The organism is Marinobacter segnicrescens (genome assembly GCF_900111555.1).
Taxonomy (GTDB): Bacteria; Pseudomonadota; Gammaproteobacteria; order Pseudomonadales; family Oleiphilaceae; genus Marinobacter; species Marinobacter segnicrescens.
The window spans coordinates 1-26675 of sequence record NZ_FOHZ01000030.1; the positions used below are offsets into that span (position 1 = coordinate 1).

General features: G+C 58.8%; 26 protein-coding genes and 5 pseudogenes. 9 read left to right on the forward strand and 22 right to left on the reverse strand.

Features of this window, described 5'->3' with window-relative positions:
* The 5 genes from BM036_RS17280 to BM036_RS17300 form a co-directional block, all read right to left on the reverse strand.
* Positions 1-1022, reverse strand: a 1022-nt coding sequence (locus BM036_RS17280; RefSeq protein WP_143066640.1) for a class I adenylate-forming enzyme family protein, incomplete at its 3' end; no start/stop codon positions are given.
* Between the two features lie 59 nt (positions 1023-1081).
* Entirely contained in the window at positions 1082-2188 is a 1107-nt protein-coding gene (dctP, locus tag BM036_RS17285; RefSeq protein ID WP_091854650.1) for a TRAP transporter substrate-binding protein DctP, read from the reverse strand.
* Positions 2189-2226: 38 nt separating this feature from the next.
* Positions 2227-3552 carry a TRAP transporter large permease gene (locus BM036_RS17290; protein WP_091854652.1) on the reverse strand — a complete coding sequence of 442 codons (1326 nt, stop codon included), beginning with the start codon at positions 3550-3552 and terminating at the stop codon, positions 2227-2229.
* A complete protein-coding gene (locus tag BM036_RS17295; RefSeq protein WP_218144833.1) occupies positions 3546-3974 on the reverse strand; it encodes a TRAP transporter small permease subunit in 429 nt (142 codons plus the stop codon). Before BM036_RS17295 ends, BM036_RS17290 begins: the two co-directional genes overlap by 7 nt.
* 337 nt (positions 3975-4311) lie before the next feature.
* Positions 4312-5466 carry a C4-dicarboxylate TRAP transporter substrate-binding protein gene (locus tag BM036_RS17300; RefSeq protein WP_091854656.1) on the reverse strand — a complete coding sequence of 385 codons (1155 nt, stop codon included), beginning with the start codon at positions 5464-5466 and terminating at the stop codon, positions 4312-4314.
* Positions 5467-5612: 146 nt separating this feature from the next.
* Here BM036_RS17300 and BM036_RS17305 point away from each other — a divergent pair.
* A pseudogene (locus BM036_RS17305) lies at positions 5613-6866 on the forward strand (IS256 family transposase).
* On the opposite strand, the gene BM036_RS20460 reads toward BM036_RS17305, so the two are convergent.
* From BM036_RS20460 to BM036_RS17315, 3 genes are all read right to left on the reverse strand, one after another.
* Positions 6842-6973 carry a hypothetical protein gene (locus tag BM036_RS20460; protein WP_281247036.1) on the reverse strand — a complete coding sequence of 44 codons (132 nt, stop codon included), beginning with the start codon at positions 6971-6973 and terminating at the stop codon, positions 6842-6844. The pseudogene BM036_RS17305 and the gene BM036_RS20460 sit on opposite strands and share 25 nt — an antisense overlap.
* A gap of 457 nt (positions 6974-7430) precedes the next feature.
* Positions 7431-8270 carry a universal stress protein gene (locus BM036_RS17310; protein ID WP_091854658.1) on the reverse strand — a complete coding sequence of 280 codons (840 nt, stop codon included), beginning with the start codon at positions 8268-8270 and terminating at the stop codon, positions 7431-7433.
* Positions 8271-8650: 380 nt separating this feature from the next.
* Positions 8651-9265 carry a TetR/AcrR family transcriptional regulator gene (locus tag BM036_RS17315; protein ID WP_091854660.1) on the reverse strand — a complete coding sequence of 205 codons (615 nt, stop codon included), beginning with the start codon at positions 9263-9265 and terminating at the stop codon, positions 8651-8653.
* 260 nt (positions 9266-9525) lie between these two features.
* Here BM036_RS17315 and BM036_RS17320 point away from each other — a divergent pair, with 260 nt between their 5' ends.
* From BM036_RS17320 to BM036_RS17330, 3 genes are read left to right on the forward strand one after another with little or no spacing between them, the layout of a single operon-like run.
* Complete coding sequence (locus tag BM036_RS17320) at positions 9526-10011, forward strand: PaaI family thioesterase (protein ID WP_091854662.1); 486 nt, start codon at positions 9526-9528, stop codon at positions 10009-10011.
* Positions 10008-10499: a PaaI family thioesterase gene (locus tag BM036_RS17325; protein ID WP_091854664.1), complete on the forward strand. Its 492-nt coding sequence runs from the start codon at positions 10008-10010 to the stop codon at positions 10497-10499. The genes BM036_RS17320 and BM036_RS17325 overlap by 4 nt, the downstream gene beginning before the upstream one ends.
* Positions 10489-11379 carry an alpha/beta fold hydrolase gene (locus tag BM036_RS17330; RefSeq protein ID WP_091854666.1) on the forward strand — a complete coding sequence of 297 codons (891 nt, stop codon included), beginning with the start codon at positions 10489-10491 and terminating at the stop codon, positions 11377-11379. Before BM036_RS17325 ends, BM036_RS17330 begins: the two co-directional genes overlap by 11 nt.
* A gap of 170 nt (positions 11380-11549) precedes the next feature.
* Here the strand turns inward: BM036_RS17330 and BM036_RS19975 are convergent, their stop codons facing one another.
* Complete coding sequence (locus BM036_RS19975; RefSeq protein WP_143066641.1) at positions 11550-11816, reverse strand: hypothetical protein; 267 nt, start codon at positions 11814-11816, stop codon at positions 11550-11552.
* A 12-nt stretch (positions 11817-11828) separates the two neighbouring features.
* Here BM036_RS19975 and BM036_RS19980 point away from each other — a divergent pair, with 12 nt between their 5' ends.
* Together BM036_RS19980 and BM036_RS17340 are read left to right on the forward strand one after the other, a co-directional pair.
* Positions 11829-11966, forward strand: a complete 138-nt coding sequence (locus BM036_RS19980; RefSeq protein WP_425434107.1) for an oxygen-binding di-iron domain-containing protein — start codon at positions 11829-11831, stop codon at positions 11964-11966.
* A 47-nt stretch (positions 11967-12013) separates the two neighbouring features.
* Positions 12014-12507, forward strand: a pseudogene (locus BM036_RS17340) (alpha/beta hydrolase); the annotation flags it as partial.
* Between the two features lie 86 nt (positions 12508-12593).
* Here the strand turns inward: BM036_RS17340 and BM036_RS17345 are convergent.
* The 10 genes and pseudogenes from BM036_RS17345 to BM036_RS17390 form a co-directional block, all read right to left on the reverse strand.
* Positions 12594-13374: pseudogene (locus tag BM036_RS17345) on the reverse strand (SDR family NAD(P)-dependent oxidoreductase).
* Positions 13375-13512: 138 nt separating this feature from the next.
* The gene (locus tag BM036_RS17350; RefSeq protein ID WP_091854670.1) at positions 13513-14643 is read right to left on the reverse strand and encodes an acyl-CoA dehydrogenase family protein; all 1131 of its coding nucleotides are present in this window, start codon (positions 14641-14643) and stop codon (positions 13513-13515) included.
* Positions 14644-14668: 25 nt separating this feature from the next.
* Positions 14669-15820: an acyl-CoA dehydrogenase family protein gene (locus BM036_RS17355; RefSeq protein ID WP_091854672.1), complete on the reverse strand. Its 1152-nt coding sequence runs from the start codon at positions 15818-15820 to the stop codon at positions 14669-14671.
* Positions 15821-15833: 13 nt separating this feature from the next.
* On the reverse strand, positions 15834-16649 hold the full coding sequence (locus BM036_RS17360) for an alpha/beta fold hydrolase (protein ID WP_218144834.1): 816 nt from the start codon (positions 16647-16649) through the stop codon (positions 15834-15836).
* A 307-nt stretch (positions 16650-16956) separates the two neighbouring features.
* Positions 16957-17784: an SDR family NAD(P)-dependent oxidoreductase gene (locus BM036_RS17365; RefSeq protein ID WP_245742708.1), complete on the reverse strand. Its 828-nt coding sequence runs from the start codon at positions 17782-17784 to the stop codon at positions 16957-16959.
* Between the two features lie 44 nt (positions 17785-17828).
* Positions 17829-18248, reverse strand: coding sequence for a MaoC family dehydratase (locus tag BM036_RS17370; RefSeq protein ID WP_091854677.1), 420 nt, complete (start codon positions 18246-18248; stop codon positions 17829-17831).
* Positions 18245-18709 carry a MaoC family dehydratase N-terminal domain-containing protein gene (locus BM036_RS17375; protein WP_091854679.1) on the reverse strand — a complete coding sequence of 155 codons (465 nt, stop codon included), beginning with the start codon at positions 18707-18709 and terminating at the stop codon, positions 18245-18247. The genes BM036_RS17370 and BM036_RS17375 overlap by 4 nt, the downstream gene beginning before the upstream one ends.
* On the reverse strand, positions 18702-19904 hold the full coding sequence (locus BM036_RS17380) for a lipid-transfer protein (protein WP_091854681.1): 1203 nt from the start codon (positions 19902-19904) through the stop codon (positions 18702-18704). The genes BM036_RS17375 and BM036_RS17380 overlap by 8 nt, the downstream gene beginning before the upstream one ends.
* 48 nt (positions 19905-19952) lie before the next feature.
* Positions 19953-21503 (reverse strand): long-chain-fatty-acid--CoA ligase, encoded by a 1551-nt coding sequence (locus BM036_RS17385; RefSeq protein WP_091854683.1) that lies wholly within the window; start codon positions 21501-21503, stop codon positions 19953-19955.
* Positions 21504-21680: 177 nt separating this feature from the next.
* A complete protein-coding gene (locus BM036_RS17390) occupies positions 21681-21938 on the reverse strand; it encodes a hypothetical protein (RefSeq protein ID WP_143066642.1) in 258 nt (85 codons plus the stop codon).
* Positions 21939-22112: 174 nt separating this feature from the next.
* Between BM036_RS17390 and BM036_RS17395 the strand changes: the two genes are divergently transcribed.
* A complete protein-coding gene (locus BM036_RS17395; RefSeq protein ID WP_091854687.1) occupies positions 22113-23165 on the forward strand; it encodes an IS481 family transposase in 1053 nt (350 codons plus the stop codon).
* A gap of 567 nt (positions 23166-23732) precedes the next feature.
* Here the strand turns inward: BM036_RS17395 and BM036_RS17400 are convergent.
* Together BM036_RS17400 and BM036_RS17405 are read right to left on the reverse strand one after the other, a co-directional pair.
* Positions 23733-24053, reverse strand: a pseudogene (locus BM036_RS17400) (transposase); the annotation flags it as partial.
* A gap of 40 nt (positions 24054-24093) precedes the next feature.
* Complete coding sequence (locus BM036_RS17405; protein ID WP_218144835.1) at positions 24094-24702, reverse strand: TetR/AcrR family transcriptional regulator; 609 nt, start codon at positions 24700-24702, stop codon at positions 24094-24096.
* Between the two features lie 189 nt (positions 24703-24891).
* Between BM036_RS17405 and BM036_RS17410 the strand changes: the two genes are divergently transcribed.
* Positions 24892-25359: a MaoC/PaaZ C-terminal domain-containing protein gene (locus tag BM036_RS17410; protein ID WP_091854691.1), complete on the forward strand. Its 468-nt coding sequence runs from the start codon at positions 24892-24894 to the stop codon at positions 25357-25359.
* A 60-nt stretch (positions 25360-25419) separates the two neighbouring features.
* A pseudogene (locus BM036_RS17415) lies at positions 25420-25878 on the forward strand (IS630 family transposase); the annotation flags it as partial.
* A gap of 166 nt (positions 25879-26044) precedes the next feature.
* Here BM036_RS17415 and BM036_RS17420 read toward each other — a convergent pair.
* Positions 26045-26675, reverse strand: a 631-nt coding sequence (locus BM036_RS17420) for an acyl-CoA dehydrogenase family protein (RefSeq protein WP_281247037.1), incomplete at its 5' end; no start/stop codon positions are given.

The window sequence follows — 26675 nt, forward strand, 5'->3', positions numbered from 1 at the left end:
TAAGAGCTCTGTACCTTGGACAAGTTTTTCGCGACCGTGCCCGGGGCGATGAGCCCGGCGGTGGCCGGCCCCGAGCCGGTCTCTGTGGAGCCAAAACTGTTAACGTAAGGTGCATCCAGAAGCCGGGTGACTTCGGCGATCTGGTGCAGCGGCACCAGGTCAGCCATACAGCCGCAGGACTTCACACCCGACGGCTGTATACCGCCACGTCCCATGGCCTCTATGAAAGACTCGATCATGCCCGGCATCAGCACCAGCCAGCCGATTCGTTCCCGACCGACCACGGCGGCCAGTGCGTCCGGATCGTAACCATCCTGCACGATTACCTTGCTGCCGCGGCACAGTGCGGCCAATGACAGGTCAGTAGACACCATGTGGAACAGCGGCGCCCAGGCGACGAAAGCATCCTCCCGTTCGATCTCGTGATCAATGTAGAACGTCTGGCCGCGGGCAATCTCGGCACGGTGACTGATCAACGCACCCTTGGGCAACCCGGTGGTTCCGCTGGTGTACAGGATCAGCAGACCGTCCTCCCCCTGAGAGGCATTCGGCGGCTCTGCAGTGGACGCCCCTGCCAGCGCCGACTCGTAATCCTGGCCGAAACGCACAACGGTGGTAACGTCGTGGCTCACATCCGCCAGCACCGGCGCGTGCCGCTCAGAGGCCAGCATTATCCGCGGCTCGGTAAGCCGGATGCAGTGCTCAAGCTCCCCTGCAGCCAGACGCCAGTTCTGAGCCGCGACTATGGCGCCCAGCTTGGCCGCGGCCAGCATCGCTTCCAGGTATTCGGTACGGTTCTCGGATAGCACCGCCACCCGGTCCCCACGCCTCAGCCCGAGCCCAGTCAGCCAGTTAGCCAGGCGGTTTACACGCTCGTTGAGCTCCCCGTAAGTGTACTCACCACTGGCATCCTGCAGGGCTACACGCTGGGGTTGGTAGCGAGCCTGGTGGCGAAAAAGCCCCCCAACGGTAACCGAGGCCGCCCTGGCGATCATAGCAACATCGCTCTGACTCTTTGACATCGTTAGACTCCGGCCTTCGGAAACGGCCTCATACCATCCCCGAGGACTCCGTAGTTTTCTTACTCGTCCATGCAGGACTTGATCTTCTCCGCATCCGGCAAGCTGGACAGGTTGCGACCGAATCCGAATGGCTGCTGAAGCTCGCGCCAGGTCGCGTAATCCTCCAGAAAACGCACCTGGGAATAGGCGATTTCCGCGTACAACGGATTGTCGCAAGAGGCGCGGACCAGCTCCTCATTGGCGATCTGTTGGATACGCTCCAGTTCCTCTTCCGAGAGCTTGTGGACCTCGACGCCGGCATCGAGAAAGTTGTTCACCGCCTCAAGTGCCGTCTTCTCGAAATGAGCCAGCGACCACATCATCGTTTCCCGGGCGGCGATTTTCAGCACCGCCTGCAGATCCGGTCCCATTTCTTCCCAGACCTCGCGGTTGATCATCACCCCACCCACAGAGCCGGGCTGATGCCAGCCAGGCACTGTCCAGTGACTGGTGACTTCCTGGAAGCCCATCCCCCAGTCGACACCCGGCGACGAAAACTCGGCACCGGCGACCACACCGCGCTCCAGCGCCTGGTAGACCTCGCCGCCGGGCAGCTGTACCTGGGCCGCGCCCAGAGCCTTGAGGATCTCGCCCTGCGGCCGGCCAGACATGCGCAGGCGCTTGCCGTCCATGTCGTCCAGCGACTTCAGTGCCTCCTTCGTTCGCAGGCCAGACTCCATGGACAACACCGAATGGGGCAGATAGACCATATCGAACTTGCCATAGACCTTCTGGAACGCCTCGAACCCTCCCCACTGCTGAAGCCAGAGCATGTAGTCACCAGCGGTCAATAGCATGGGGAACGACCCGAGTAGCGCGAAGGCCGAGTCGTTCCCGGCCCAATAACCCGGCCAGTCAACGGACGCATCAATAGACCCCGAGGAGACAGCATCGAAGACCTGGGTCGAGGGCACCAGAGTGCCACCCGGGTGGAAATCAATCTCCAGGCGGTCACCGGCGAGCTGGTTCACCGTCTCCACGAAGTGCTTATCGGAATCAATCAGGCTGATACCTGAGGGCCAGGTCGTAGTCATCTGTATCTTTATTGGTTCCGCCGCCAGCCCCTGGGCCGTCGTCAGAGCCAGAGCGGCACATCCGGCCGCCAGCACACTTTTTTGTAATTTCATCTCAATCTCCTCCAGTCACGCTTCGCAGGCCGGCCCTGTCACTCAAACAGAAGCTCGGGTAACCACAATATGAGTTGCGGATAAATGATGCACAGTAAGGTGCCGAACAGGATCAGGCCGATGAACGGCATTACGCCCCTGTAGATATGCCCGGTCTCCACCCCGGGCGGCGCCACGCCCTTGAGATAGAACAGCGCGTAGCCGAACGGCGGGGTCAGAAACGAGGTCTGTAGCACCAGCGCGATGATCACGACGAACCACAGCTTGTCGAAACCAAATTCGGCGGCCAGGGGCAGAAACAAAGGGAAGCAGATCAGGATGATGCCCAGCCAGTCCAGAAACATACCGAGGACGAAGACCATCAGCAGCATCACCACCAGGGTGCCCCATTTGCCCAGACCGAGACCGGTGACGAACTCGCTGGCCACGTCAATGCCGCCCCCAGCGATAAACACTCCCGTGAAAGCGGTGGCGCCAACCACCACGAACAGCACCATGGTGGTGGTCTTGCCGGCGTCCACCACCGACTCGTGAAAGCCACGCCAGGTGAACCGCCCATAGGCAATGACCAGCAGCAGGGCGATAAATGCACCGATGGACGCTGCCTCTGTCGCCGTCGCGATACCGGCGAATATCGAGCCGAGCACCCCGAGCACCAGCAGCAGGGGTGGGACCACCAGCCGGGCAACCAAGCCCATTAACGAACGTGTGCTGACAGCGTCTCGCTCTTCACGCGTCATGGGGGGACCCAGCTGCGGCTGGATGAAGCTGCGCAATCCCACGTAGAGCCCGTAGAGCAGTGCCAGCACCACGCCGGGAATTAACGCAGCGGCAAATAGCTGTCCAACGGACAGCGACGCATAACTGCCCATGATAATAAGCATGATACTCGGCGGAATAAGGATTCCCAGGCTGCCGCCGGCAGCAATGGCACCGCAGCTGATCTCCTTCTGGTAATTGTGCTGCATCATCGCCGGCAGGGCCAGAAGCCCCATGACGGTCATTGACGCGCCGATAATGCCGGTGGTGGCAGCCAGTAGCACCGAAACGCCGATCACCGCCAGGGTGAGTCCGCCCCGCACAGGGCCGAGTAGTTGCCGGAGCACCTCGAACATGCGGTCCGTAACTCCGGAGTCGCTCAGCAGTCGAGCCATGAAAATGAAAAGCGGCACCGCCACCAGGACGTAATTGTCCATGGCCCCGTAGACGCGGTTGATGATGGTGCCGAATACCTGGGGCCCCGGCCCGAGAAAACCGAATATCACCGCCAGACCGCCAAGGACGAAAGCCAGCGGATGACCCATGAACAGACCGATCAGCAGACCGGCGAACATCGAAATGGCAAGAACCTCCGGGCTCAGCATGCCTCCTCCCTCCCAGCCAGGACGGCCAGTTCGCGGAAGACCTTGGCAATGCCCTGCAGCAGCAATAGCACGGAAGCCACCACCATCACCGTCTTGATCGGGTACACGGGGAGGGCAACAACTCCCCAGGTGGTCTCACCGTAGGCCCAGGAGCGAGCCGCGAACTCGTAGCTCTTCCAGATGAGCATGACCATGAACGGAAAAAAGAAGACCAGGTACGAGACCACTTCCATGGCGGCCTGTTTCCGCCGGCTCAGCCGGGCGGTGAATACGTCCACGGAAACGTGGGCGTTACGCACCAGGCCGAAGCCGGCGAGTATCATGAACTCCAGCGCGTAGAGCTGCTTAACCACGTCAAACGCCCACAGTGATGGCTGGCCGAACGCAAACCGCATGACCACGTCATACACTGTAATCAACATGATCAGTACGACTGCCCAAGAGAAAACCCGACCCACGACCTCATTGACCCCGTCGACGACGAGCAAAAACCCTCTCATCTTTTCGCCACCACTTGTTGTTGTTTAAGCCTAACCCGCACGAAACGAAAGTCTGTTCCTGCAAAGTAGTTCACATTCAGCACTTGAGCAATCGATTGGTCACAAATGCCACCCTGGACCTACCAGATCGCCACCCGCCCCACCTCCTCCGCCACGGGCGCCTATTCCAAGCTAGTCAGCCCAGCGCGACAACGATGACTCCGGGAAGAAACAGGTGCCAAAGGATCCAGCCCTTGAAGTTAGGTGTTCCTCGGTGTCGTCAAAGACCATGAGATGCAACATCAATTTTCGAAAAAATATGCTCCCAGTAGAGGTTTGCCAGTTCCTCCTGACTATCCACCTGAGCTACCCTGGCTACCCAGTCCGACAGGATCGGACGAAACGCGTCCAGCATCGCTTCTGCATTGTCGAGCCCGTAGCGTTCTTCATACTGTTTCACCAGGGTTTCCATATCCGTGGCGATAAAGTCACTCGTTGCTTTCACCAGCGATTCGTCAGCTTCATGAAAGCGCGCGCCTTCCTCTCGGACCAGCTCGAAGCTTTCCTCAGCGGCTTCGACATAGGTCCACGAGATGGCCGCATTTCCTTCCGCAGCACCACGTAGCAAGGTCTCCCGTTCCTTATCAGAAAGCGATCGCCAGAGATCCTGATTGGTCTGGAACGAGGCGAAAGGGAAAACCCCGCCGGGAACGGCCATGGTCAAGTCTGTTACCAGGCCAACCAATCCATAGTTTTGGATTTCAGGACTGGAGAGGGCAATACAGTCCACGATGCCCTGAGAGATAGCTTCCCGCATTTCGTTGGCAGACATCGTGACAGGCGTAGCGCCCACAGCCTCCGACCAACGTGCGAAGTTACCCGCCCCAACCCGGACCCGCTTGCCACCGACATCCTCCAGCGACATAACAGGCTCATCACACATCAGGCCATAGGCCGTGCCTGCCGCATGTCCCAGATAGACCTGGTTCTGCTGTTCAAACCGGTCGATACACTCAGGGCAGCGAAACATCATGAATTCTGACAGGGCCGCTCCGAACGCAACGCCCTCTTTCCCGGCCTCCAGCTCTTCCTCCAGCGTCAACAGCATGGAAGACTCCGCCAGCAGGTTAATGGGGGGGAACTCACCGGCATGGTATGGGGTCAGAATGAGCCCCATATCAGCAATGCCGTCCCGGATTCCGGATGACATCTCCGCAAAACTCAGCAGGGACAATGGAAAGACCTTTACCGTAAGGTCGCCGCCGGACAGCTCCCCCACCTTGTCAGCGTAGAACTCGAGGGCTTCATGGGCCGGTGTCCCGGGGGGTGCGCCCAGTGCATAGTTGAGCTCACGGGCGTCAGCAACAGAGGCCATCAACACTGCCGAAGCCAGCGTCGCCATTGAAAGGATTGCGGTGCGGTTTCTTGTTTTCATTGTTTGCTCCTCATGATATTAACCCATTCAGGGTAGTAGTCGGGCGAGTTATGGTGATTTCTGGTGTATGGAAGCAGGTTGAAGAGGTGGCGTATCCTGTTGGTTGATCTCCGCCAAGATCACAACCAACAGAGGATGGATACGCCATGTCCAAGTCTAACCTGCATGCTCTTTCACAGCCAGAAGTAGCCACCAATGACCCGTTGCACGACCTGATCCGACAGGGTGCCCGTGACCTGATTGCGCGGGCTGTCGAGTCCGAGCTTCAGGGACTATTGGATCAGTATGCCGATGTGTCGACCCCCGATGGTCGCAAGGCGGTGGTCCGCAACGGACACCTGCCCAAGCGCACGATCCAGACAGGCGTTGGGGATGTTGACGTTCAGGTTCCCAAGGTCAGGGACCGCAGTGGCTCCGGCATTCGCTTCAATAGTCAGCTCCTGCCACCGTATTTGAAGCGGGCCCAGAGTCTGGATGAACTCATCCCCTGGCTCTACCTGCGCGGTGTCTCCTCTGGCGATTTCCAGGAGGCCCTGAGTGCCCTGGTCGGCGAGCAGGCCAAGGGCCTGTCCGCCAACACGGTGTCACGGCTCAAGGCGCGCTGGCTGAAGAAGCACGAGGATTGGCGTCGCCGTGATCTGGGCCAGAAGCGCTACGTCTACTGGTGGGCAGACGGTGTCTACAGCAATGTTCGTCTGGATGATCGGCTGTGCCTGCTGGTGATCATCGGGGTCACAGAGCATGGGCACAAGGAGCTGGTCGCGGTGGAGGACGGCCACCGCGAGTCCGAAGCCAGCTGGAGAGAGCTGCTCACCGGCTTGCGGGAACGTGGCCTGGACAATGCGCCCAAGCGGGCCGTAGGCGACGGGGCTTTGGGCTTCTGGAAAGCGCTGAGCAAGGTGTTTCCGGATACCCGGCACCAGCGGTGCTGGGTTCACAAGACCGCCAACGTGCTGGACAAGCTGCCCAAGTCCGTGCAGCCGAAGGTGAAGTGAGACCTGCATGAGATCTATCTGGCGGAGACCCGTGATAGCGCTCACAAAGCCTTTGACAGCACGTTAAGGCGATTTCGGGACAAGTACCCGAAGGCCATGGAAAACCTTGAAAAGGACCGGGATGAACTGCTGGCCTTTTACGACTTCCCGGCAGCGCACTGGATTCACTTGAGGACCACGAATCCCATTGAGTCCACCTTCGCCACAGTCAGGCTAAGGACCAAGCGAAGCCGGTCCTGTGGCAACCGCGACACCACGTTAGCGATGGTGTTCAAATTGCTCCAATCCGCCCAGAAACGCTGGAAACGGATCAAGGGGTTTAACCAACTGAAGCTGGTCGTGAGCAACGTTCAGTTTCAGGATGGAGAGCGAGTGGATGATCAATCCGGCAGAGATGCCGCCTGATGGTCATACACCAGATTTGACAATAACTCGAAGCCGCGCCGAGGACGCTCTTCAACCAGCTCGTTCAGAACCGTAACAATCTCGGCATCCCCGATCTCGGGTGCCATGGGTTCTCCGCCCAGGCCTGCCCACACAACAGCAACTGCGTACGACTGAGAGGCAATGCTGCCTACCAGGAAGCGGACTGACTCGCGCTTCTCGGACGGCCTAGAGTTAATGGAACGGTCCGATCCTTTCTCCAAAACGTGAGACAGAGACTCATCCTACCCAACAGCATGTAAATCGTTACGTACTGGGTTGATCTGGCTAAGTCGGCCGTTCACACCTGCGGTTTAAACGCGGAGAGTAGGCGGGTCGTCAACAAGAAACTGCGCTGCACCAAGGTCCCAAAATTCTTTTCGAACCATCCTCCGTGCCGCGTCGTGATGAAGGTCCGCGAAGGATCGAATTGACTTGAACCGCTAACTGATCGAAGCATCTGAACGGTCATCAGCAGCCCTACACTGCCTCCCAGTCATCGCGCAAGCTAAAGGCTCCGTCGATACCCCGTCCGCTCGTTTTGGTTTAACGGGACACCAACACGGGAATTGCAGCTTGACAGAGTACTGCTCGAGTAGCGCTACCGAGCACTAACCGGGTGAGCCGCGTATGGCCATAGGCGCCCATCACCAGCATGTCGGCATTGAACGCCCGCGCCTGTTCGAGTAGCATCGGGCCGACCTTACCACCGTCGACTTGTTCCAGTGTTACCTGTACGCCATAACGCGCGAGGTGGCGACACAGGTCCGCGCCGAAATCCTCTCTACACTCCAGCTCGCCTTCCGGTTCATCGCAGACACAAACCACCTTCACTGCTTCGGCCTGGGCCAGAAAGGGTAACGCATCGCCGACCGCTCGTGTTGCCTCCCGGCTAGCGTTCCAGCCGACAACGACACGTCGTCCAATCCGTCCGGCCGCCCATTCGTCAGGAATGAGTATAGTCGGGCGTCCCGAGCCGAAGATAACGTGCTCGGCCATCCTGACCGTCATGGAAGGTTCGGGGGAGCTTTCGAAGGGAGGGACCAACGCCAGCCCTGCATAGCGCGCGTGTAGCATTAATTCCTCCGCTAACTCGCTCTCGGACAAGCGCCACTCTGCGCTAATGCCCCTTGCGCGAACCATTGCCTCAAAGCGCTCCCTGACCTGAGCCTCTGCGTCCCGAACACGCACGCGATGCTGTTCGAGCAAGGCGCGCATGGCAGAGCCGGCCACAGCGTGCGTATGAGGCATCGCTCTCAGTGGCGTTGCTACAAACACCGCTATCAGACAGGCATTCCAGCACGCGGCGATGTCAGTGGCGATCGCCAGTCGTCGGTCATAGGGTCGAGCCTCTTCAAGAAAGACAACGATATCCTTAGGTAGCATGCTTCACCTCCTGGTCGCGTTTTCCATAACCTGCTCAAAAACACGCAGGGCGACTTCCAGGTCCTCGTCTTCGAGGCCTTTCAGCATCTCGTCCCGCAACACATTCGCCCGCTCATAAAGCGCTCACCGGCATTGGCAAAAGCAGCTTGGCGCACCGATCACGCTCACTATGCCGGCGCTGAACCAGCAACTTGCGCCAGCGTCCTTTTGGCGGTCTGGGCGGCGTGGGCGTTGGTTAGCATTCGCCTGGAATCCGGATTGCCCTCACACTCAGAGCGACGACCAGTCAGGATGAAAGTAATAAAGATGCACTTTCTTTTGGGACTGTGTCGGCTGCGTATCGCTTCTGAGTATCGAGACATTTTCGGGCAGTGTTTATCCTATGCCTTGACTTCTTTATTGATGACACCGTCGATGGCGATCTGCCAGATAAAATCACCAATGGCGTCGAGTGAATGGACTCCGTTCCGGTCGAACCAGGTTGCAACCCAGTTGAGCGCCCCAAGGCCGATCAGGCGAAGCAAACGGCCGTCAACATTCTTGCGGACCACGCCCTGCGCAATCATTGTTTCGAGGATACCGGCCCACAGGGACTCGTACTGGTCACGCAGTTCGATGATTTCCTCGCGAGCCTCCGGGCCCAGCGCTCGCCATTCAAACAGCAGCACGTAAACCGCGTCCGAATCCACCAAGAGGGTGCGCAGATGTGCGTTGATACAAAGACGCAATTGCTCGAACGGGTCATCCGAGCTGGCGTAAGCCGACTCGACCTCTGCGGTCACCAGGTCGACTCCCCGACGCATCAGCTCGACAAGCAGCGCTTCCTTGCTGTTGTAACGATAATACAGACTTCCGGGCAGCATATTGCAGGCCTCGGCAATCTCCTTGAGCGACGTCCTTTCAAAACCTTTCTCACGAAAAAGCCTGGCTGCGTTAGACAAAACGTCGACCTGATCGCCCAGTTTGCTTGCAGGAGTCATCTGTCTGTTAACCATCGCTTAAGTATCTCCTCAGCAAGCCCGTTTATTATTCATCAGAGCGGCCACTACCAGACTCGTTGCACTGATCGTACACCATTACCCAAGCGGTATACCATTTGTCCGCAAACATAGCCTTGACTTTTGGCTGTCTAACCAAACAAAATCTAGCAACGATACTATTCGGAAGAAAATAATATGGCGATGATCGATGAAAATCAGCGGTTTCCCATCACTTCCGCCCCTGTACGAAATGTATGCCAGGCTGGGCAGATCTGATGACCAAGCCGAACAGAGCTCAGCACAGTAACGCTGTGACGACGGCGTGGCAGTTCACCGAGCAGGTTCCCCACGGCAGGGAGCTGGGTATGCAGGTTGTCTCGGTAGACCAGGGCCAGGTCTGTATGCGTCTGACGCCACAGTCATGGATGTTCGCCCAAGAGGATACGAAAGAAATCTGCACCAGCGTACTTTACTCGCTGGCAGACTCCGCCGGAGGCCTGGCAGTATTCGCGGGGGCCCTGGAGTTGATGCCCATTGCCACGCTAGATTTGCGCATGGATTATCTGCGCCCTGCCAGCGGCGACCAGGCCCTGTTAGCGGTGGCTACCTGTCGACATTTAACGGACGAGGTCGCGTTTATTCATTGTGACATCCTTAGCGAGGGCAATCGTGAGTTGCTGGCGACGGCAAACGCCACCTTCATGCGTAACACCCAGGGCCAGCAATTCCAGGCCGGTGGACGAAAAAAGGAGGGCGCATGAGCACAACTGGCGATTCGGCACAACCCATCTCAGGCCCTACCGAAAGCGGGAAAGAATCTGCTGACTGGCAGGCTCTGCTGGAGCGCATTCCCTACGCACGGCACCTCGGGCTTGAGGTTCAGCGCGGTGATGCAGGTGTATTGGTTCATTTGCCGTGTTGTGAAGCACTGATTGGCAACTTCATGCTACCTGCCCTCCATGGCGGTGTGCTTGGGGCCCTGATCGAACTCACCGCGCGGGTGGCTGCGCAAAGCCAGGATGCAGAGACACGTTGCCCGCGCATTCTCGACAGCCACATCAATTACCTCCGCTCCGCGAAGGCCCGATCGACGTTCGCCAGGGCTGACGTTGTCCGGCAAGGCAGGCGGACCAGCCTGGTCCAGGTGACCTGTTGGCAAGGCGAAAAGAGCAAACCGATCGCCAGCGGTCAGGTTCAGTTGTTGCTCCCGGCAATGGTCGCCCAACAAGAAGACCGTCATGGGCATTAAGCACAACAAACCTGAACGCGACGAATTCCGGGCGACGGATGGCGCAGACATCGCACTGTGGCGCTGGCCGCAATCCAAAGCGCGCCCTACGCTGCACTGGGCACATGCCACGGGTTTCCATGGCCGCCTGTACCACCCCCTCCTTGACGATCTTGCCACGGACGTCAATGTCCTGGCCTGGGACATGCGGGGGCATGGGGCCAGCGCCGGTGCGGCGAATGTTTCGACATTCCGGGGCTGGGAAACCTATTATCGCGACATGACGGCTCTGCTGGATAACCAGGACGAGCCGGTCTGGCTTGCCGGCCATTCCATCGGTGCCACCACCAGCATCATGGCCGCTGCCCGCCGGCCTGACAAAGTGCTGGGTCTGATTCTGGCGGAACCGGTGATCATGGATCCGGTGCAGGGCCTGAAGTTGGGGCTGGCCAAGCTGCTGCGTCAGTCACATCGGTTGTCACTGGCCGCCGGAGCGGCACGTCGGCGCAGGGTATTTGATTCGCACACTGCCGCGCTGGACAGCTATCGAGGTCGCGGTGGTTTCAAGACCTGGCCTGAAGCATGGCTGGAAGCCTACGTCCAGCACGCCTTCGTGCCGCAGGAAGATCAACTTCAACTGGCGTGCAGCCCGGAGTGGGAAAGCGTTACCTTTGCCCATACCGAACACAACCCGTGGCCAGGTATTCGTCAGTTGCGGTGCCCGGTTATTGCGCTGGCTGCAGAACGCGGGTCAACCTTCTCGCCGACGTCCCAAAAACGCCTGCAGACCCTGTTACCTTCGGCTGACGTGAGGGTTGTTGCAGGAACGACCCATTTTCTGCCTATGGAGCAGAACGACACCGTTCGCGGTGCAATCCAGCAACTTGCTTTGTCCGGCTGAGAGGTTTGGCTGCAAGTGCCAAGCCGGCGTGTAATATTGTCATCGAGGGCCTGCCAATTCGTCGGTAGTCCCTGCTTCTGGTTGCGTTTGATCACGATGCGACCGTCTTCGATCGCGGCGTGTGTGTTATCCGGGAAGACTGAGTCCACTGAGCGGCTCACCTGAGTCAATTAATCCTTGAGATGGCGATTGAGAGCCTTCGGTTCGATGGGAAGCTCCACTTCCAGCCCGTACTGATCAATTTCCTGCTCGTAATCCGACCAACTCACCAGTTGATCGCGATGGTCATCGAAGCGCCCCCCGTGAACAACCGCCAGATCGGCAGACTTCAGTTCCTGTTTCACCAGATTCAAAACGGCCAACTCAAAATATTTACGGTAAACCGTTACACTGTCCGGCCAGATGAAAATCAGAGGGCGCCATTTTCGAGCGTCCACTTGGTCTGTTGGATGATTTCGACCAGATCCGGCGAATGGGCCTATACCCCGCTGTCGATGGCCGCATCACGACACATGAACATCAGCGACATGGACTTTATGTTCGCCTCTCACCAGGACCCGGACATTATCGGTGCCATAGTCCGCTGAATCATCCATAGCCGCGCCTTGGTCGTGACCTCGAAACTCTGGGCCCGGTTGGACTGATTGCCTGGATTCGGGATAACGGTCTGCGCCAGGCCGATGCGGCCATCGCTTTCTCACCATCCACCGACCTGACCCTCACCGCACTAAGCAACTGCGGCGACACTGATACCGACCACATGCTTGGACCTGTTTTCCGAGGCTTGTCAAAAGTTCCCCTGCCGGTCATCTGGTGGTGGACCACCCTGGCGGTATTCCGGTCTCCCCAACCAGCCCTGTCGCCTCACCACTGCGCGGCAACCTGGAGAACCTGCCACCAACCCTCATCCAGGCCAGTGATTCCGAGATGCTGCTGGACGATGCCCGACGTTATGCGGCACGGGCCAAAGTGGCAGGTTCTCCGGTTACCCTGCATATCTGGCCGGGCATGGTGCATGTCTGGCAGATATTCGTGCCGCAACTTCCGGAAGCCGAAGAGGCTTTTGACGACATAAAGGCCTTCCTGGAGCAAGTTGAATGTCAGGGCAGTAATCAGGCTTCGGCCTGAACCAGGACCTCCGGTTAACAGCCGGGGCTTACCCGGAGGATCGGGACAGCCCTTGAGTGTCCTGTGATAAATGCGCGTCCGTAGCCTCAGCGGGCTGCCATGCGGATGGCGCCATCCAGGCGAACGCTTTCTCCGTTGAAGTAACCGTTGGTCACCATAAGCTCAACAACCGAGGCAATCTCATCCGGCTCACCCAGTCTTTTCGGGAAAGGCACTGACGCTGCAAGCGCCTCCTTTACGTTATCCGGCAGTCCGTGCATCAAGGGAGTATTGATCAAACCGGGCATGATGGTATTGACCCGGACCCCTTCATTCATCAGGTCCCGGGCCATGGGCAGAGTCATGCCTACCACACCCGCCTTGGAGGCAGAATACGCTGCCTGGCCAATCTGTCCATCCTGGGCTGCGACGGAGGAGATGTTGATGATGACGCCACGCTCACCGTCTTCCATGCCACCCAGGGTCAGCATTCCGGCAGCGCTTTTGGCGGCACAGCGGAAACTGCCGATCAGGTTGATCTGAATGATCTTTTCGAACTCAGACAGGGGAAAATGCTTGATTTCGCCTGTCTGCTTGTCTCGACTGGCGGTCCTGTGGGTGTTGCCGGTACCAGCGCAATTAACCAGAATGTGCTCCTGACCGATGGTCGCACGGGATTTTTCAAGACCGGCATCAACGGCCTCGTCGGAAGTCACGTCCACCTTGCAGAAGCCCCCCCAACTCGGAAGCGATGGCTTTACCACGTTCCTCGTTGAAGTCAAAAATCGCCACCTTGACACCGGAGGCCGCAAAGCGACGGGCCACAGCCTCACCAATGCCGGACGCACCGCCGGTTACCACCGCATTGACAGACGAATCGAGCTTCATAACCTTTCCTTATTTGCTCCATATCTGAATCTGGTTTGTTTCGCCAGCAAGAGACTACACCCTAGCCAGCCGGCCCCGCAGACAGGTTAAATGCACCCATCCGCAGGTTCCTTCAATAGTCGACCGGCCTTTCGCCCGTCACTCCGATGGGGTGGCAGCGAAGCGCCTCAGGTGGTACTCGCGGCTGCCGTAGAGCGAACCGAAGGCGGAGAGTTGGCGAAAGTAATGGCCCACGTCGAGCTCTTCCGTTACACCAATGCCGCCGTGAAGCTGCACAGCCTGCTGGGCGACAAACTTGCTGGCTTGCCCCAGATAGGCCTTGGCTGCGGACACGGCACGCCGCCTTACCGCGGGCTCAGCGCTTTCCACGCGCACACTGGACATCATCACCATCGAACGTGACTGCTCGACTTCGATGAACATATCCACCAGGCGATGCTGCAGTACCTGGAAACTGCCGATCGGCTTGTCGAACTGCTTACGCATCCGCAGATACTCCCGGGTGCGCTCAAGTAGCGCATTCATCGCCCCCAGAGCCTGAGCGCAGGCAGCAGCGGTGGCATGATCGAGCGCTGCATCCAGTGGCGCAAAGCCGTTGCCAGCCGAGCCTATCATCGCATCAGCGCCGACTCGAAGCTGATCGATCCGGATATCGGCTGCATAGCCGCCACCCATCACAGGGTAGGGCCTGAGCGCGAGACCGGCGGATTGTGGATCAATGGCGAAAAGACTGATCCCGTCCGCGTCATGGTCGCCGCCGGAGGTGCGGGCGCTGACAATCAGGGTGGTAGCGTTGGGCGCATTCAGCACGCATTGCTTATGGCCGCTCAGTACATAGCCATCGCCATCGGCTTGCGCGCGCGTGGTGCAGCAGGCCGGATCCTCGCGTGAATCAGGCTCCGCCCAGGCCACGGCAAACTGCGCCTCGCCTCCGGCCAGCTCGCCAAGCAGATCAGTATCCGCTTCACACAGGCTCAGCAGGCGGCCTGGCAGCACGGCACTGGCAATATAGGGTTCCAGCACCATGCCGCTGCCCAATGGCTCACAGATCTGTGACACGTCGAGTGCGCTGCCGCCGAGGCCGCCGGCCTCTTCAGGCAGTGGCAAGCCGAGCCATCCCAACTCTGCCATCTGCGACCAAAGCGTGGAATCGCAATGGCCGGGAAGCTCGAGCGTGGATTTGTAGCGCTCGAAGCCATAGCCCTTGTTGGCAAACTTGTCCGCACTTTCTCGTAGCATTTTCTGTTCTTGGGAATAAGAAAAGTCCATAACGGTGTCCTTGCGATTGTGCGCTTCAGAGCTGCAGCAGCTTTGCCAGTACGTTCTTCTGAATTTCGTTGGTGCCGCCGTAGATCGAGCTTGCACGCAGGAAGTTGTAGCGCTGCGTGGCACCGGCAAACACCGTATGCACGTCCTCAGCAGCGGTGAGCCAGGGCAGAGCGCCGAGGCCGCCCAACTCCATTTGCGCTTCGGAGATGGCCTGCTGCAGCTCGGTACCCTTGATCTTGAGCCCGGAGGACTCGCTACCGGGAGGCTGCCCCTTGGCAACGCGGTCAAGTGTACGCAGGTTGGTGTATTCAAGAGCCATCAGATCGACTTCCAGCGTAGCCAGGCGGCGCGTCACAACAGGATCCTGGCTCAACACCGGATCATCGGCCACGGCTTCATGCAGGCGCCCCAGCTGATAATAGCTGTCGGCCACGCCGGCGATGCTGGTACGCTCGTGGGTGAGCAGGTACTTGGCGATGGTCCAGCCCTCCCCTTCCTCGCCCACCAGGTTTTCCACCGGGACGCGAACGTCGGTGAGGAAAACCTCGTTAAGGTGATGGTGCCCATCGATAGTGGTAATCGGCCGGATCTCGATTCCCGGTGTGGCCATATCGATCAGCAGGAACGAAATGCCCTGCTGCTTGGGCCCGTCGGGATTGGTGCGGACCAGGCAGAATATAAAGTCGGCCCAGTGTGCCTGGGTCGTCCAGATCTTCTGGCCGTTGACAATGTAATGATCCTCTTCCCGTACGGCCCGGGTTTTGAGAGAGGCTAGGTCCGACCCCGCCCCTGGCTCCGAATAGCCCTGGCACCAGAATTCCTCGCCCCGCGCGATCGGCGGCAGATAGCGTTGCTTCTGCGCTTCATTGCCATAGCGCATCAACACCGGTCCGAGCATGGACAGGCCAAACGGACCGCATGGCGGCGCGCCGGCCAGCGCTCTCTCCGTGTCAAAGATATACTGCTGGGTAGCGGTCCAGCCGGGGCCGCCGTATTCCTTGGGCCAGGTGTAGGCGAGCCACCCCTTGGCTCCGAGTTTGCGCTCCCAGGCAAACTGTGTCTCCTTATGGCTGGGAATGCCGATGGACGGGCCCACCTGCTGCGGCACGTTGTCGCGCATCCAGGCACGGACCTCGGCACGAAATGCCTGGTCTTCGGGTGAAAAGTCAAGGTTCATGGAAACTCCTTTTTTACAGAGTGAGTAGCGTGGCCCTTTCGCTTACTGCGGGCAGCTTACGGCGCAAAAAATCAATAACGGCATTACTGAACACATCGTTGCGGTCGCCGGCAACCATGTGGCCTGCATCCTGCACATCGAACAGCTCGGCGTGCGGGATCAGTTTCTGCAGCTCCCGCGCGCCTTCTGCACTGACCACGTCGCTTGATCCGCCGCGAACCAGCAGGGTCGGAATGTGAACGCCCTGCGCGGCCTGCTCGCGACGTTCCTGCTGTACCAGCGACTCGCCGGCGGAAGAACGCGTAGCATGATCAAGAAAGCGCGGATCCCAATGCCAGTACCAGCGCCCGTCGTCCCGCTGCCGCAGGTTCTTGCGCAAACCGGCTGTCCCACGCACCTTGCGGTGCGGGTTGTAGGCAGCCACGGCATCCGCAGTCTCCTCGAGGCTTGCGAAGCCGTGGGTATGGGCGCTCATAAAATCGAGCACCCGTGCCACCCCTTCCGGCTCAAGCCGTGTGGCGATGTCGACCAGCACCAGGGCACGCGCGAAATCAGGCGGGCCCTCGCCGATGGCCAGCAAGGAGGTCAGGCCGCCCATTGAGGCTCCGACCAGCGCCGGCGGCGAATGGAGCGAGGCGCACACGCAAGTCAGATCGGCAACCAGCGCATCGCCGCTGTAATCGCCGTCCGCTGCCCATTGACTGTCCCCGTGACCCCGGGCATCCAGGGCAATGGCCAGATAGCCGGCCTCAGCGAGCCGCAATGCAGTGCTGGGCCCAGGCATGGTGTGTCTGACCGCCACCATGCAGTAACAGGACAGGTGGAGCATCACTCTCGCCGGCGGCCTCCGCCGCTAAACGCAAGCCTCCGACACCGGTGAACTCCAGCGGGCGCAGCGGGGAGGTATTCGGTAGCCTATAGTCCATAAGATCTCTTCAGAAAATCAGCAAAAACCAGGCCGGCGATGCCGGCCTGGGTCCACAGTGAGTGGTCCACCAACTCCCGCAGGCACCACTCTTTTTTGCAGGGCGTGAATCCGGTGGCAATGAATGTTCAGTCGCAGGCGCGAAACACCACGAACTCTTGGCTCATCCGGAATGACAGATCCGGATTCCGCTTCATGTTTTCCATGCCGCTTACATCGATAAGCCGCCTCCGCAGATCAGTGTCTGACCACTAACGTAGTTGGACTCAGGTGTACAGAACAGGTACACGGCTCCGGCTGCTTCAGCCGGTGTACCGCCGCGACCCAGAGGCACCATGGCTTCCATATTCCTGAGCAGGTCCGGGTTGACCCCGACCTTGATCTTGCGACCTTCGATGTCAATGCTTTCGTCCGAACCGGCCGTCGCCTCGGTGAGCCGTGTCTTGATCAGGCCAAAGGCCACGCAGTTGACGTTGATCTTATAGCGCCCCCATTCCTTGGCCATCGCCTTGGTCAGGCCGATGACTGCCGCCTTGCCGGCCGAGTAGTTGGCCTGGCCGGCGTTGCCGCCGGTGCCGGCGAGCGAGGAGATGTTGACGACCTTGCGGAACACTTCGCGTCCTTCGCCTGCTTCCTTCTTGGTCTGCACACGGAAATACTCGGCAGCGGCACGAAGGATCTGGAACGGCGCGGTCACATGCACGTCCATAATGGCGTGCCACTGCTCGTCAGTCATCTTGTGGATGACATTGTCCCAGGTGTAGCCTGCGTTGTTGACAATGATGTCGAGGCCGCCCAGCTGCTCAATTGCCGTATTGACGAACCGCTCGGCAAAGCCGGCCTCCGTCACGCTGCCGGCGCAGGCTACGGCCTTGCCGCCCGCTGCCGTGATCGCCGCGACGGTTTCTTCCGCCGGACCGGCATCGAGGTCGTTGACGACGACGCTCGCACCCTCAGAGGCGAGCTTGAGGGCGATTTCGCGACCAATACCGCGTCCCGAGCCACTGACAATGGCTACTTTTCCTTGCAACTTCATGATGCTGAATCCTTGATTTTATTGTATTGGAATCTGAAGGGGGTGGTTCAGGCCAGTGCCACGAGAGCCTCGCCGGCCAGCTTGACCTCCCCCTTGTCATCAATCACGCCAATCTCCAGCCGGGCCAGCGTTTCATTGCCGTGCTCGGTGAGTTCGGCGATCTTGCCGGTGCAGGTCAGCCTGGCACCGACCGGGGTGATGGCGGCAAACCGCACCGAAAAGTGGCGCAGATGTGTCTGCGGGGCCCACTGGGTCAGAAAACGGCCCAGATATGCCATCGACAGCATGCCGTGGGCGAACACGTCCGGCATGCCGGCCGCCCTGGCGAAGTCGATGTCGATATGGACCGGGTTGTGATCGCCCGAGGCTCCGGCAAACAACGCCAGCGTGGTGCGCGTGATGGGCGGGAGCTTCAGCGGTGGCAGTTCCTGGCCAACACTGACTTCGTCACGATGAGGGATCTTCATGCCGACTTCTCCTGTTCCTGTGGGTTGCGCACCACGAGGATGCCGCGAGCCTCGACGACGGTCTTGCCCTGGGCATCCCTGATCAGTGAATCCTTGACGATGAACTCCAGCGCACCGCCTTTCTTGCTGTAAATGTCGCTGATCCTGGCCTCGACGCTGACAACGTCGCCGGCGCATACCGGCGCGTGGTAGGTAAAGCTCTGCTCGCCGTGCAGGATGCGTTCGATCGGCACACCAAGGGTTTCAAGCAGCGTTGTGGTCGTGCCCGCGTCGAAATCAGCGCCCATCAGAAAAGTGGAAGGTGCAGGCAGGCTGCGATAGCCTGCGGCCCTGGCGGCCTCCTCGTCGAGATACTCGGGGCGAGTCTCGCCGATGGCCTCGGCAAAAAAACGCAGGCGCCCCTTTTCGACCTCGAAGGTGACGACTGGCAGTTGCAGGCCGATGTGTCGGGTATCAATCATGTCGCTCTCCAGTCCAGGATGCCTGGTACATGGTGACCACGCAGGCACCGCCCAGGCCCAGATTGTGCTGCAGGGCTACACGGGCACCGTCGACCTGGCGCGCCTCAGCCTGGCCACGCAACTGCTGAACCAGCTCGGTGCACTGCGCCAGACCGGTGGCACCCAGCGGGTGACCCTTGGACAGCAGGCCACCGGAGGGGTTGGTAACCACACGCCCGCCATAGGTGTTGTCACCGTCCTCGACCATTTTCTCGCCGCCCCCTTCCGGAGCAAGCCCAAGCGCTTCGTAGGTCAACAGTTCGTTGGTGGCAAAGCAGTCATGCAACTCCACCACATCCACATCCCCGGGGCCAATGCCGGCGGCTTCGTAAACCTGGTCGGCTGCGGCGCGTGCCATGTCGCTGCCAACCAGCTGCATCATATTACGCGCCTCGAAAGTGCTCGGCGTGTCGGTAGTCATTGCCTGCGCAATGATGGTCACGCGCGCGTCCAGACCATGCTGCCTGGCAAAAGCCTCCGAGCAGACAATCGCAGCAGCAGCGCCGCAGGTGGGCGGACAGGCCATAAGGCGCGTCATGGGCCCGATAAGTACGGGAGATGCCATGACATCCTCCACCGTCACTTCCTTACGGAACAGGGCGACGGGATTGTTCACGGCATGCCGGCTGGCCTTGGCGCGGATCTTTGCGAACGTCTCGGCACGGGTGCCGTATTTCTCCATGTGGGCCATGCCAGCGCCACCGAAGTAGCGGATCGCCATCGGAGTGTCCGGATGACCCACCAGTTCGTTACATACCTGATCAAATGCTTCGAAGGGCGTGGGCCGGTCGTCGAAATAGCTGCCCAGCGCGCCGGGCTTCATCTGCTCGAAGCCCAGCGCGATTACGCAGTCCGCAGCGCCGGAGGCCACCGCCTGGCGTGCCAGAAAGAGGGCGGTCGAGCCGGTGGAGCAGTTGTTGTTGACATTGACCACGGGGATGCCGGTCATTCCGACCGGGTAAAGTGCACGCTGGCCACAGGTGGAGTCACCGTACACATACCCCACGTAGGCCTGCTGTACCTTGTCGTAGTCCAGGCCGGCGTCGGCCAGTGCGCGGCGCGCGGCTTCCGCGCCCATGTCATAATAGGGCGCGGAAGCGCCAGGCTTGGCAAAGGGCACCATACCCACGCCTGCAACAACGGCGGGATTTTTCATTGATTGTTCTCCATACGGTAGTTGAAAACTGATGATCAGATAGTCGCGTTAGCCCACCTGACGCTGACTGCCTTCCCAATAGGGCTTGCGCAGCTCGGTCTTGAGAATCTTTCCGGCACCGCTTATGGGCAGTGGTTCGCTCTGGAAAGACACACTGCGGGGCAGCTTGTAGCCGGCAATGCGTGACCGGCAATGCTCGATGATATCTTCAGCGGTCAGCGACACACCCGGCCTGGGCACGACCACGGTGTGCACCGCCTCGCCCCATTGCTCGCTGGGCACACCGAAAACCGCACACTCCTGAACTCCGGGGTGTTGGTAGATCGCGTCTTCGACCTCGATGCTGAACACGTTCTCCCCGCCGGTGATGATCATGTCCTTGGCGCGATCGACGATATAGACAAAACCGTCCTCGTCCATGTAGCCAAGATCACCGGTATGCAGCCAGCCATTACGCAGGGCCTGCTCGGTCTCTTCCCTGAGCCCCCAATAGCCCTGCATGACGTTCATGCCACGGGCGCAGATCTCGCCGACCTCGCCACGGGGCAGCTCCCGGTCTTCAGGGTCCATGATCATCACTTCGACGCCGTAGGCCGGGCGCCCGGCGCTGGTGAGCTTGGTTCCGCCCTCAACATGGAAGCGTGGGTCCAGAAACGTGATGAGAGGCGCCGCTTCGGTCTGTCCGTAGCCCTGGCTGAACTCCACGTGGGGAAGCATGGCCATGGCCTTCTTCAGCACCGCTTCGGACATGGGTGAGGCCCCATACATAAATCGCTCCAGACTGGAGAGATCGTAATCATGAATACGGTCGGAGCTGATCAGCATATTGACCATCGTCGGCACCAGCATCGAGTGAGTTACCCGGTGCGTGGCGATCGCCTGCAGTACTGCGTCCACATCGAAGCTGGGTACGGTGACGTGGGTGCCGCCCACTTTCGTGAGCGCAAAGGTGCTGGCCATGTCCGCAAGGTGGAACATTGGCGCCGCGTGCAGGTACACCGCTCTCTCGTCATAACCGAGAGTCGGGAGGACATTCAGGGCGTTGTAGACGATATTGTCGTGCGAGAGCATGACACCCTTGGACTTGCCAGTCGTGCCACCGGTGTAAAACAGGCCGGCAAGATCACTGCCGCCGGCGTCGGCATCCGGCACGGGGGCGCTCTCCGCGAGCAGCTTTTCGTAGTCGAGACAACCCTCCGGACAGGGGCCGTCGCCAATAAAAATCACGTGTCTGACAGTCGTGAGCAGTGGCCGCAGGGCGGGCAGCACCTGAGCAAACGTATCGTCCACAAAAAGTACGGAGCTTCCGGAATCTTCCAGCGTGTAGGCAATTTCCGCAGGCGCGAGACGGATATTCACCGGGTTGGACGCAGCGCCGGCCCAGGCGACACCGTAGATGTATTCAACAAAGCGATCACTGTTCAGCGCCAGGATCGCAACGCGGTCTCCGCGGCCGACACCCAGTTCCTGCAGTGCCCCTGCCAGCCGCGCGACGCGTTCCTGTAGCTGCGCCCAGGTCTGATTCCGTTCGCCGCAAATGGTGGCGGTCCCCTTTGCGTTGGTCTGGACCGCCCGGCGGAGTGTTTGCGTGATAAACATTCTTTTCCCCTGTGAATTTTTATTATTGTTCGTATTTGGTTGTGCGACCAATTTAAACCACGGCTGCCATAAAATGCAAGATGGTTAGCGACTCGTCCAGCTCGGTACGGATGACCAGCATCACGCCCGGCCCTTGCAGATGAGGCGGGCGCTTTGGCATTGCTGAGCACGACGGTGTCACGCTGGCCTGGCAGCCCTGGCGCGCTGTTGCGGCGGGCATTCTGGCGGAGGGGGCAGGTCATTGAGTCCGGGCAGCCGGCGCAGGCCGCACCTGAACCGCGAAGCTCTTCGCTGGAAGCCGCCGGCCTCACCGGCCTCGAGCCGGTAGGCGTATCCGAAATAGATCCGCATGAAGCGGCGGGCCAGCTCGTTATTCTTGGGCAACTGCCACAGCCTGGGCACCAGGTGCTCCCATTGCTTCTGCGAGTAACTCATTACCGCACCCCGATCCGGTGAGGCCGTCACCATCACCGGTTCACCCAGCAACTTCCTGTGGTGTGACGGTATTTACCTGACAGTCGGCCACTGAAACGAAGGTGGTCATAGTGCCCCCGGTGGGTTATAGAACGAGTGTCTGACGCTCGACTGTAACTTCACGAGGAAACGACTATGACCACCAATGAGAAAGTAGCACGACGGAAGCTCAGCCTCCTAGAACTGGCCAAGGATATGCAGAATGTCAGCAAAGCCTGCCAAGTGATGGGGTACTCCCGTCAACAGTTCTACGAGATCCGCCGGAACTACCAAACCTTCGGAGCCGAGGGCTTGATGGACAAGCTACCCGGACCTCGTGGGCCTCACCCCAACCGGGTCAGCGAAGAAATTGAAGAAGCCATTCTGGCTCACAGCCTGGAATACCCGACCCACGGTCCGGTTCGGGTTGCACAGGAGCTGGCTCTGAAAGGCATTCAGGTGAGTTCTGGCGGCGTCCGTGGTGTATGGAGCCGTCACGATCTGCTCACACGACACGACCGCCTACTGCGTCTGGAGCGGACTACCCGGGAGCAGAAGATCGACCTGAATGAGGACCAAATACGCCTGCTGGAGCGCTTCAGTCCCGAGTTCCGGGAACGGCACATTGAGGTCCATCACACCGGAGAACTGGTGGCTGTGGACACCTTCTTCGTCGGCACGCTCAAGGGTGTTGGCAAGGTCTACCTGCAATCAGTGATCGACTGCTACAGCCGCTATGCCTGGGGGCGCCTGTACACCAATAAGCTACCAGTAACCGCCGTCCACGTGCTCAACAACAACGTCCTGCCGTTCTTCGAGGACCACGACGCGAGGATCACCACTATTCTCAGCGACAACGGTCGGGAGTTCTGTGGCCGCAAGGACCGGCATCCCTACGAACTGTTCCTACAACTGGAGGAGATCGAACACCGGACCACCAAAGTGCGCCGCCCACAAAGCAACGGCTTTATCGAACGGCTGCACCGCACGCTACTGGACGAGCACTTCCGCATCCAGGGACGAACCAAGTGGTATGAGAGCATTAAAGAGATGCAGCAGGACCTTGATGAGTACCTGATGCAGTACAACACCAGGCGCCCTCACCAAGGCCGCAATATGAAAGGTCAGGTGCCCTATACGGTGTTCAAGAAAGGGCTCCCCAAACGACCGAAAAAGGAGCACAAGCAGGCGGCTGAAAAAGCTGCTTAAATAGGGTGCCCGCTGGGGGCATGTGTCAGGGGATTACTGTCACTGTACAAACTTCCCGAGCTCCGGCGATTGGCACTGTCTCTCGCTGCGATCAAGTAAGCACGGCTTTTAAGACTGACCCCTGAATCAGTGACTTCAATCGGCTAAAACTGCGCTTAAAGCCTGCAATAACAAGCCATTGAGCGATATAACACGGTATGACATCCATTCACCCAGTCTGTGCATTTGACTCATGCGTACATTGGGCAGCCCGCAGAATTCGGAAAAAATCGTACGCTGAGGTTGTCCGAGTCGCCGTAGCGGCCTAAACTTCCCGCCTTCCAGCTTGCGGCTCTGTCGCCAAACGTAATCGCCGGTCAGGTTTCAGGTTAATGTGCGTATTCCAGACTAAGGTTGCCACCCATTCCACGCGAAAGCTGCCACCCCGGCAGGCTGCCTGAAGCTCCATCAAAATCGTCCGGCGGGGGATAACTTAACGGTACTCTGATCCTTTCCATCCGGAGAAGGTCAGATGCCAGCTCAAAAATATTTCCTGTGAATCAGTTAATTATTAGTTTCTGGATGGGCGCTAATTTGGCGCAGGAACTTGAGCCACTCGATGTGGCGGTGCCTTTGCTGACATTGCCCGATCACTGTCCCATCCAGCACATTGAGTGCGGCAAACAAAGTGGTTGTGCCATGACGCTTGTAATCATGAATCATGGTTTGTGCCCGCCCCTTCTTCAGTGGGAGACCCGGCTGAGTCCGGTCCAAAGCTTGCACCTGACTCTTTTCGTCACACGACAATACCAGCGCATTTTCAGGTGGATTCATGTACAAGCCGACGATGTACTCCAGCTTTTCGACAAACTTCGGATCACGTGAGATCTTAAACGTTGCAAATCGATGCTAAGGAGCGACTAGATCTATATCAGGACGTCCCTTCGGATCAGGACTCCTGCACCTTTACTACCAGGAGCGGCTTGTCATCTTCAGCCGCGTTCGGTCCGGCCAATTGATTCCACATGGAATCGACCATGGGTTGAAGAAAGAGCTGCCCGAGCTGGCGAATCATGACGCCGATTACTTGACTGGAGTCACGATGTGCCTTCGACGCAACGCCGACATTGCGCAAAGTCGCCACTTGTTTGGCAGCGAGATCGGTGAGCATCTCCAGAATACGGCCGCGGTGCCCCATGGGATCGAGCAAAGCCCGCCTGAGGTAACCGACTACCGCTGGGTTATCAGAGAGCATGTCCGCGACTGCTTCGTCACGAGCAGCTGCAATCTCCGCCGTGGTTCCTTCGAGGGGGACTTGCTCGATCGCACCGAAGAATAAATCAACAATATGTTGCTCGATGGCCTCGCGCAGTCCGTCCTTGGTTCTAAAGTGGTGCACCACCAAACCAACCGTAACACCCGCCGCCTCGGCAATGGCGCGCATCGAGGTCGCGTCCTCTCCGTAGTTCGCATACAGGGCGAATGCCGCATTGCGGATGCGTGCCTTCGCAGTCAAGTCGCTATTCACTTTAGGGGATACCCCCACCGTTTTCTTCACTATCTAACTCCTGTGCATAGCTGAGTCTGTGTAGTTCCTCGAACATGACCGGACTATCAAGCTGGCGTTGTACGCTGAGAAGCCACGATCGATCGGGACGTGCAAGGTTACCAGAAACGTTGATGTTGTCCCTTTGGCATATTCTGCTATACGATCGTATAGTATTGATGCGTTCGACAGGTGATAATGATGAAATCGGTTACTCTAACCTTTGTCACAGATAGAGAGGACCTACGCTCCGGCTACCGGGTCGAGCTAGGTAGCTACACGCTCAGCAAAGAAGAAATCGTAACGTTTGCAAGCCAGTGGGATCCGCAGTTCTTCCACCTCGACGAGCGTCGCGCTGCGAACAAAGGATACTTCGGAGGCTTGATCGCCAGTGGTGTACAAACCCTGGCGGTATACCAACGACTCACCGTCGGTAGTCTCTTTCGGCACTGGGATGTGATAGGCGGCGCTGGTATCCGTGACTTGAAGTTCCTCCACCCGGTACGTCCGGGCGACACTCTTACGGGATTCACTGTCATCGAAGATGTTCAGGGCCAATCTGAACGAGGCCGCATACAGGTCGTGTTAACGGGGGGGTTAGTTAACCAGAGCCGCAGACAGGTACTTGCTCTGACGATGTCGATATATCTGCGGATGCCCAGCTTATGAGCGCTCACGCACCTGAACAATCGACCGGGATTTGGAGGGGCTCGCTCGCCCCGTTGACAGCTCAGGCCTGGGCAAGTTGAGCGTCACACACGATTACAAGCGCCATGGCACGACCAGCCTGTACGCTGCCTTCAATATTTTGACAGGCAAGGTGATTGGCCGCATTACCCAGCCTCACCGCGCCAAGAAGTTTTTGGACTTCTTGCGACAGATCGACCGGGAAACCCCTAAGGCTCTGGATCTTCACTTGATTCTGGATAACAGCTCTACGCATAAAACTCCGGAGGTTAAAGCCTGGCTGGCCAAGCACGATCGGTTCAAGCTGCATTTCACGCGCCTTAGCTGAATGCGGTAGAGGGTTGGTTCGGCCAACTGGAACGCCGAGCGCTTTATCGGGGTATTTTCACCAGCGTCAGCGAATTGAAGTCTGCAATTAAGAAGTACATCAAGGTTCACAATGAGAAACTGGCCAAGTCATTTCGGTGGCACAAAAGCGCCGAATCCATTATGACATCGGTGGGTCAAAACAGATGGCCATTGACAGCACGGAACACTAGGCAGCTGCCCGCAGCGTTAATGGTGGCCCAGAGGATGCTCCATCTCCATTCATTGGCTACCTTTATTACGGGACATTGCTATCAATGTCCCGGTCTGCATCGCACCGATAGGATGATAACAGGTTCCGTCAAAGTGATCGTCCGATCAGCTCCTTCATGATCTCGTTGGTGCCACCGTAGATTTTTTGCACCCGCGCAGCGGCGTACATCTGCGCGATGGGGTACTCCATCAGATAGCCATAGCCGCCGAACACTTGCAGACAGCGGTCGATAATGGCGACCTGCTTGTCGGTACCGAGCAACTTAGCCATTGAAGCGGTGGCAGGGTCGAGCTCACCGTCCATGTAGCGCTGGACGCAGTGATCCATAAAGGTTTTCGCGGCCAACACCTCGGTCTTGCACTCGGCAAGCACGAAGCGCGTATTCTGGAAATCCAGGATTGGCTTGCCAAACGCCGTCCGTACCTTGGCATACTTGATCGCCTCCAAGACTGCGGCTTCGGCCATCGCGACACCGGCAATCCCGATAATCAAGCGCTCACGGGGTAGCTGCTCCATCAGCTGGAAGAAGCCCTGGCCTTCTTCGCCACCGAGCAAATTCTCCGCGGGTACGCGCATGTCGATGAAGGTAAGCTCGCGCGTGTCCTGGCCGTGCTGCCCAACCTTCTGCAGCACCCGTCCGCGCTCATAGCCCTCGACCTTGTCCACCTCGACCACGAATAATGAAATACCACGGGCGCCTTCTAACTTGTCAGTCTTG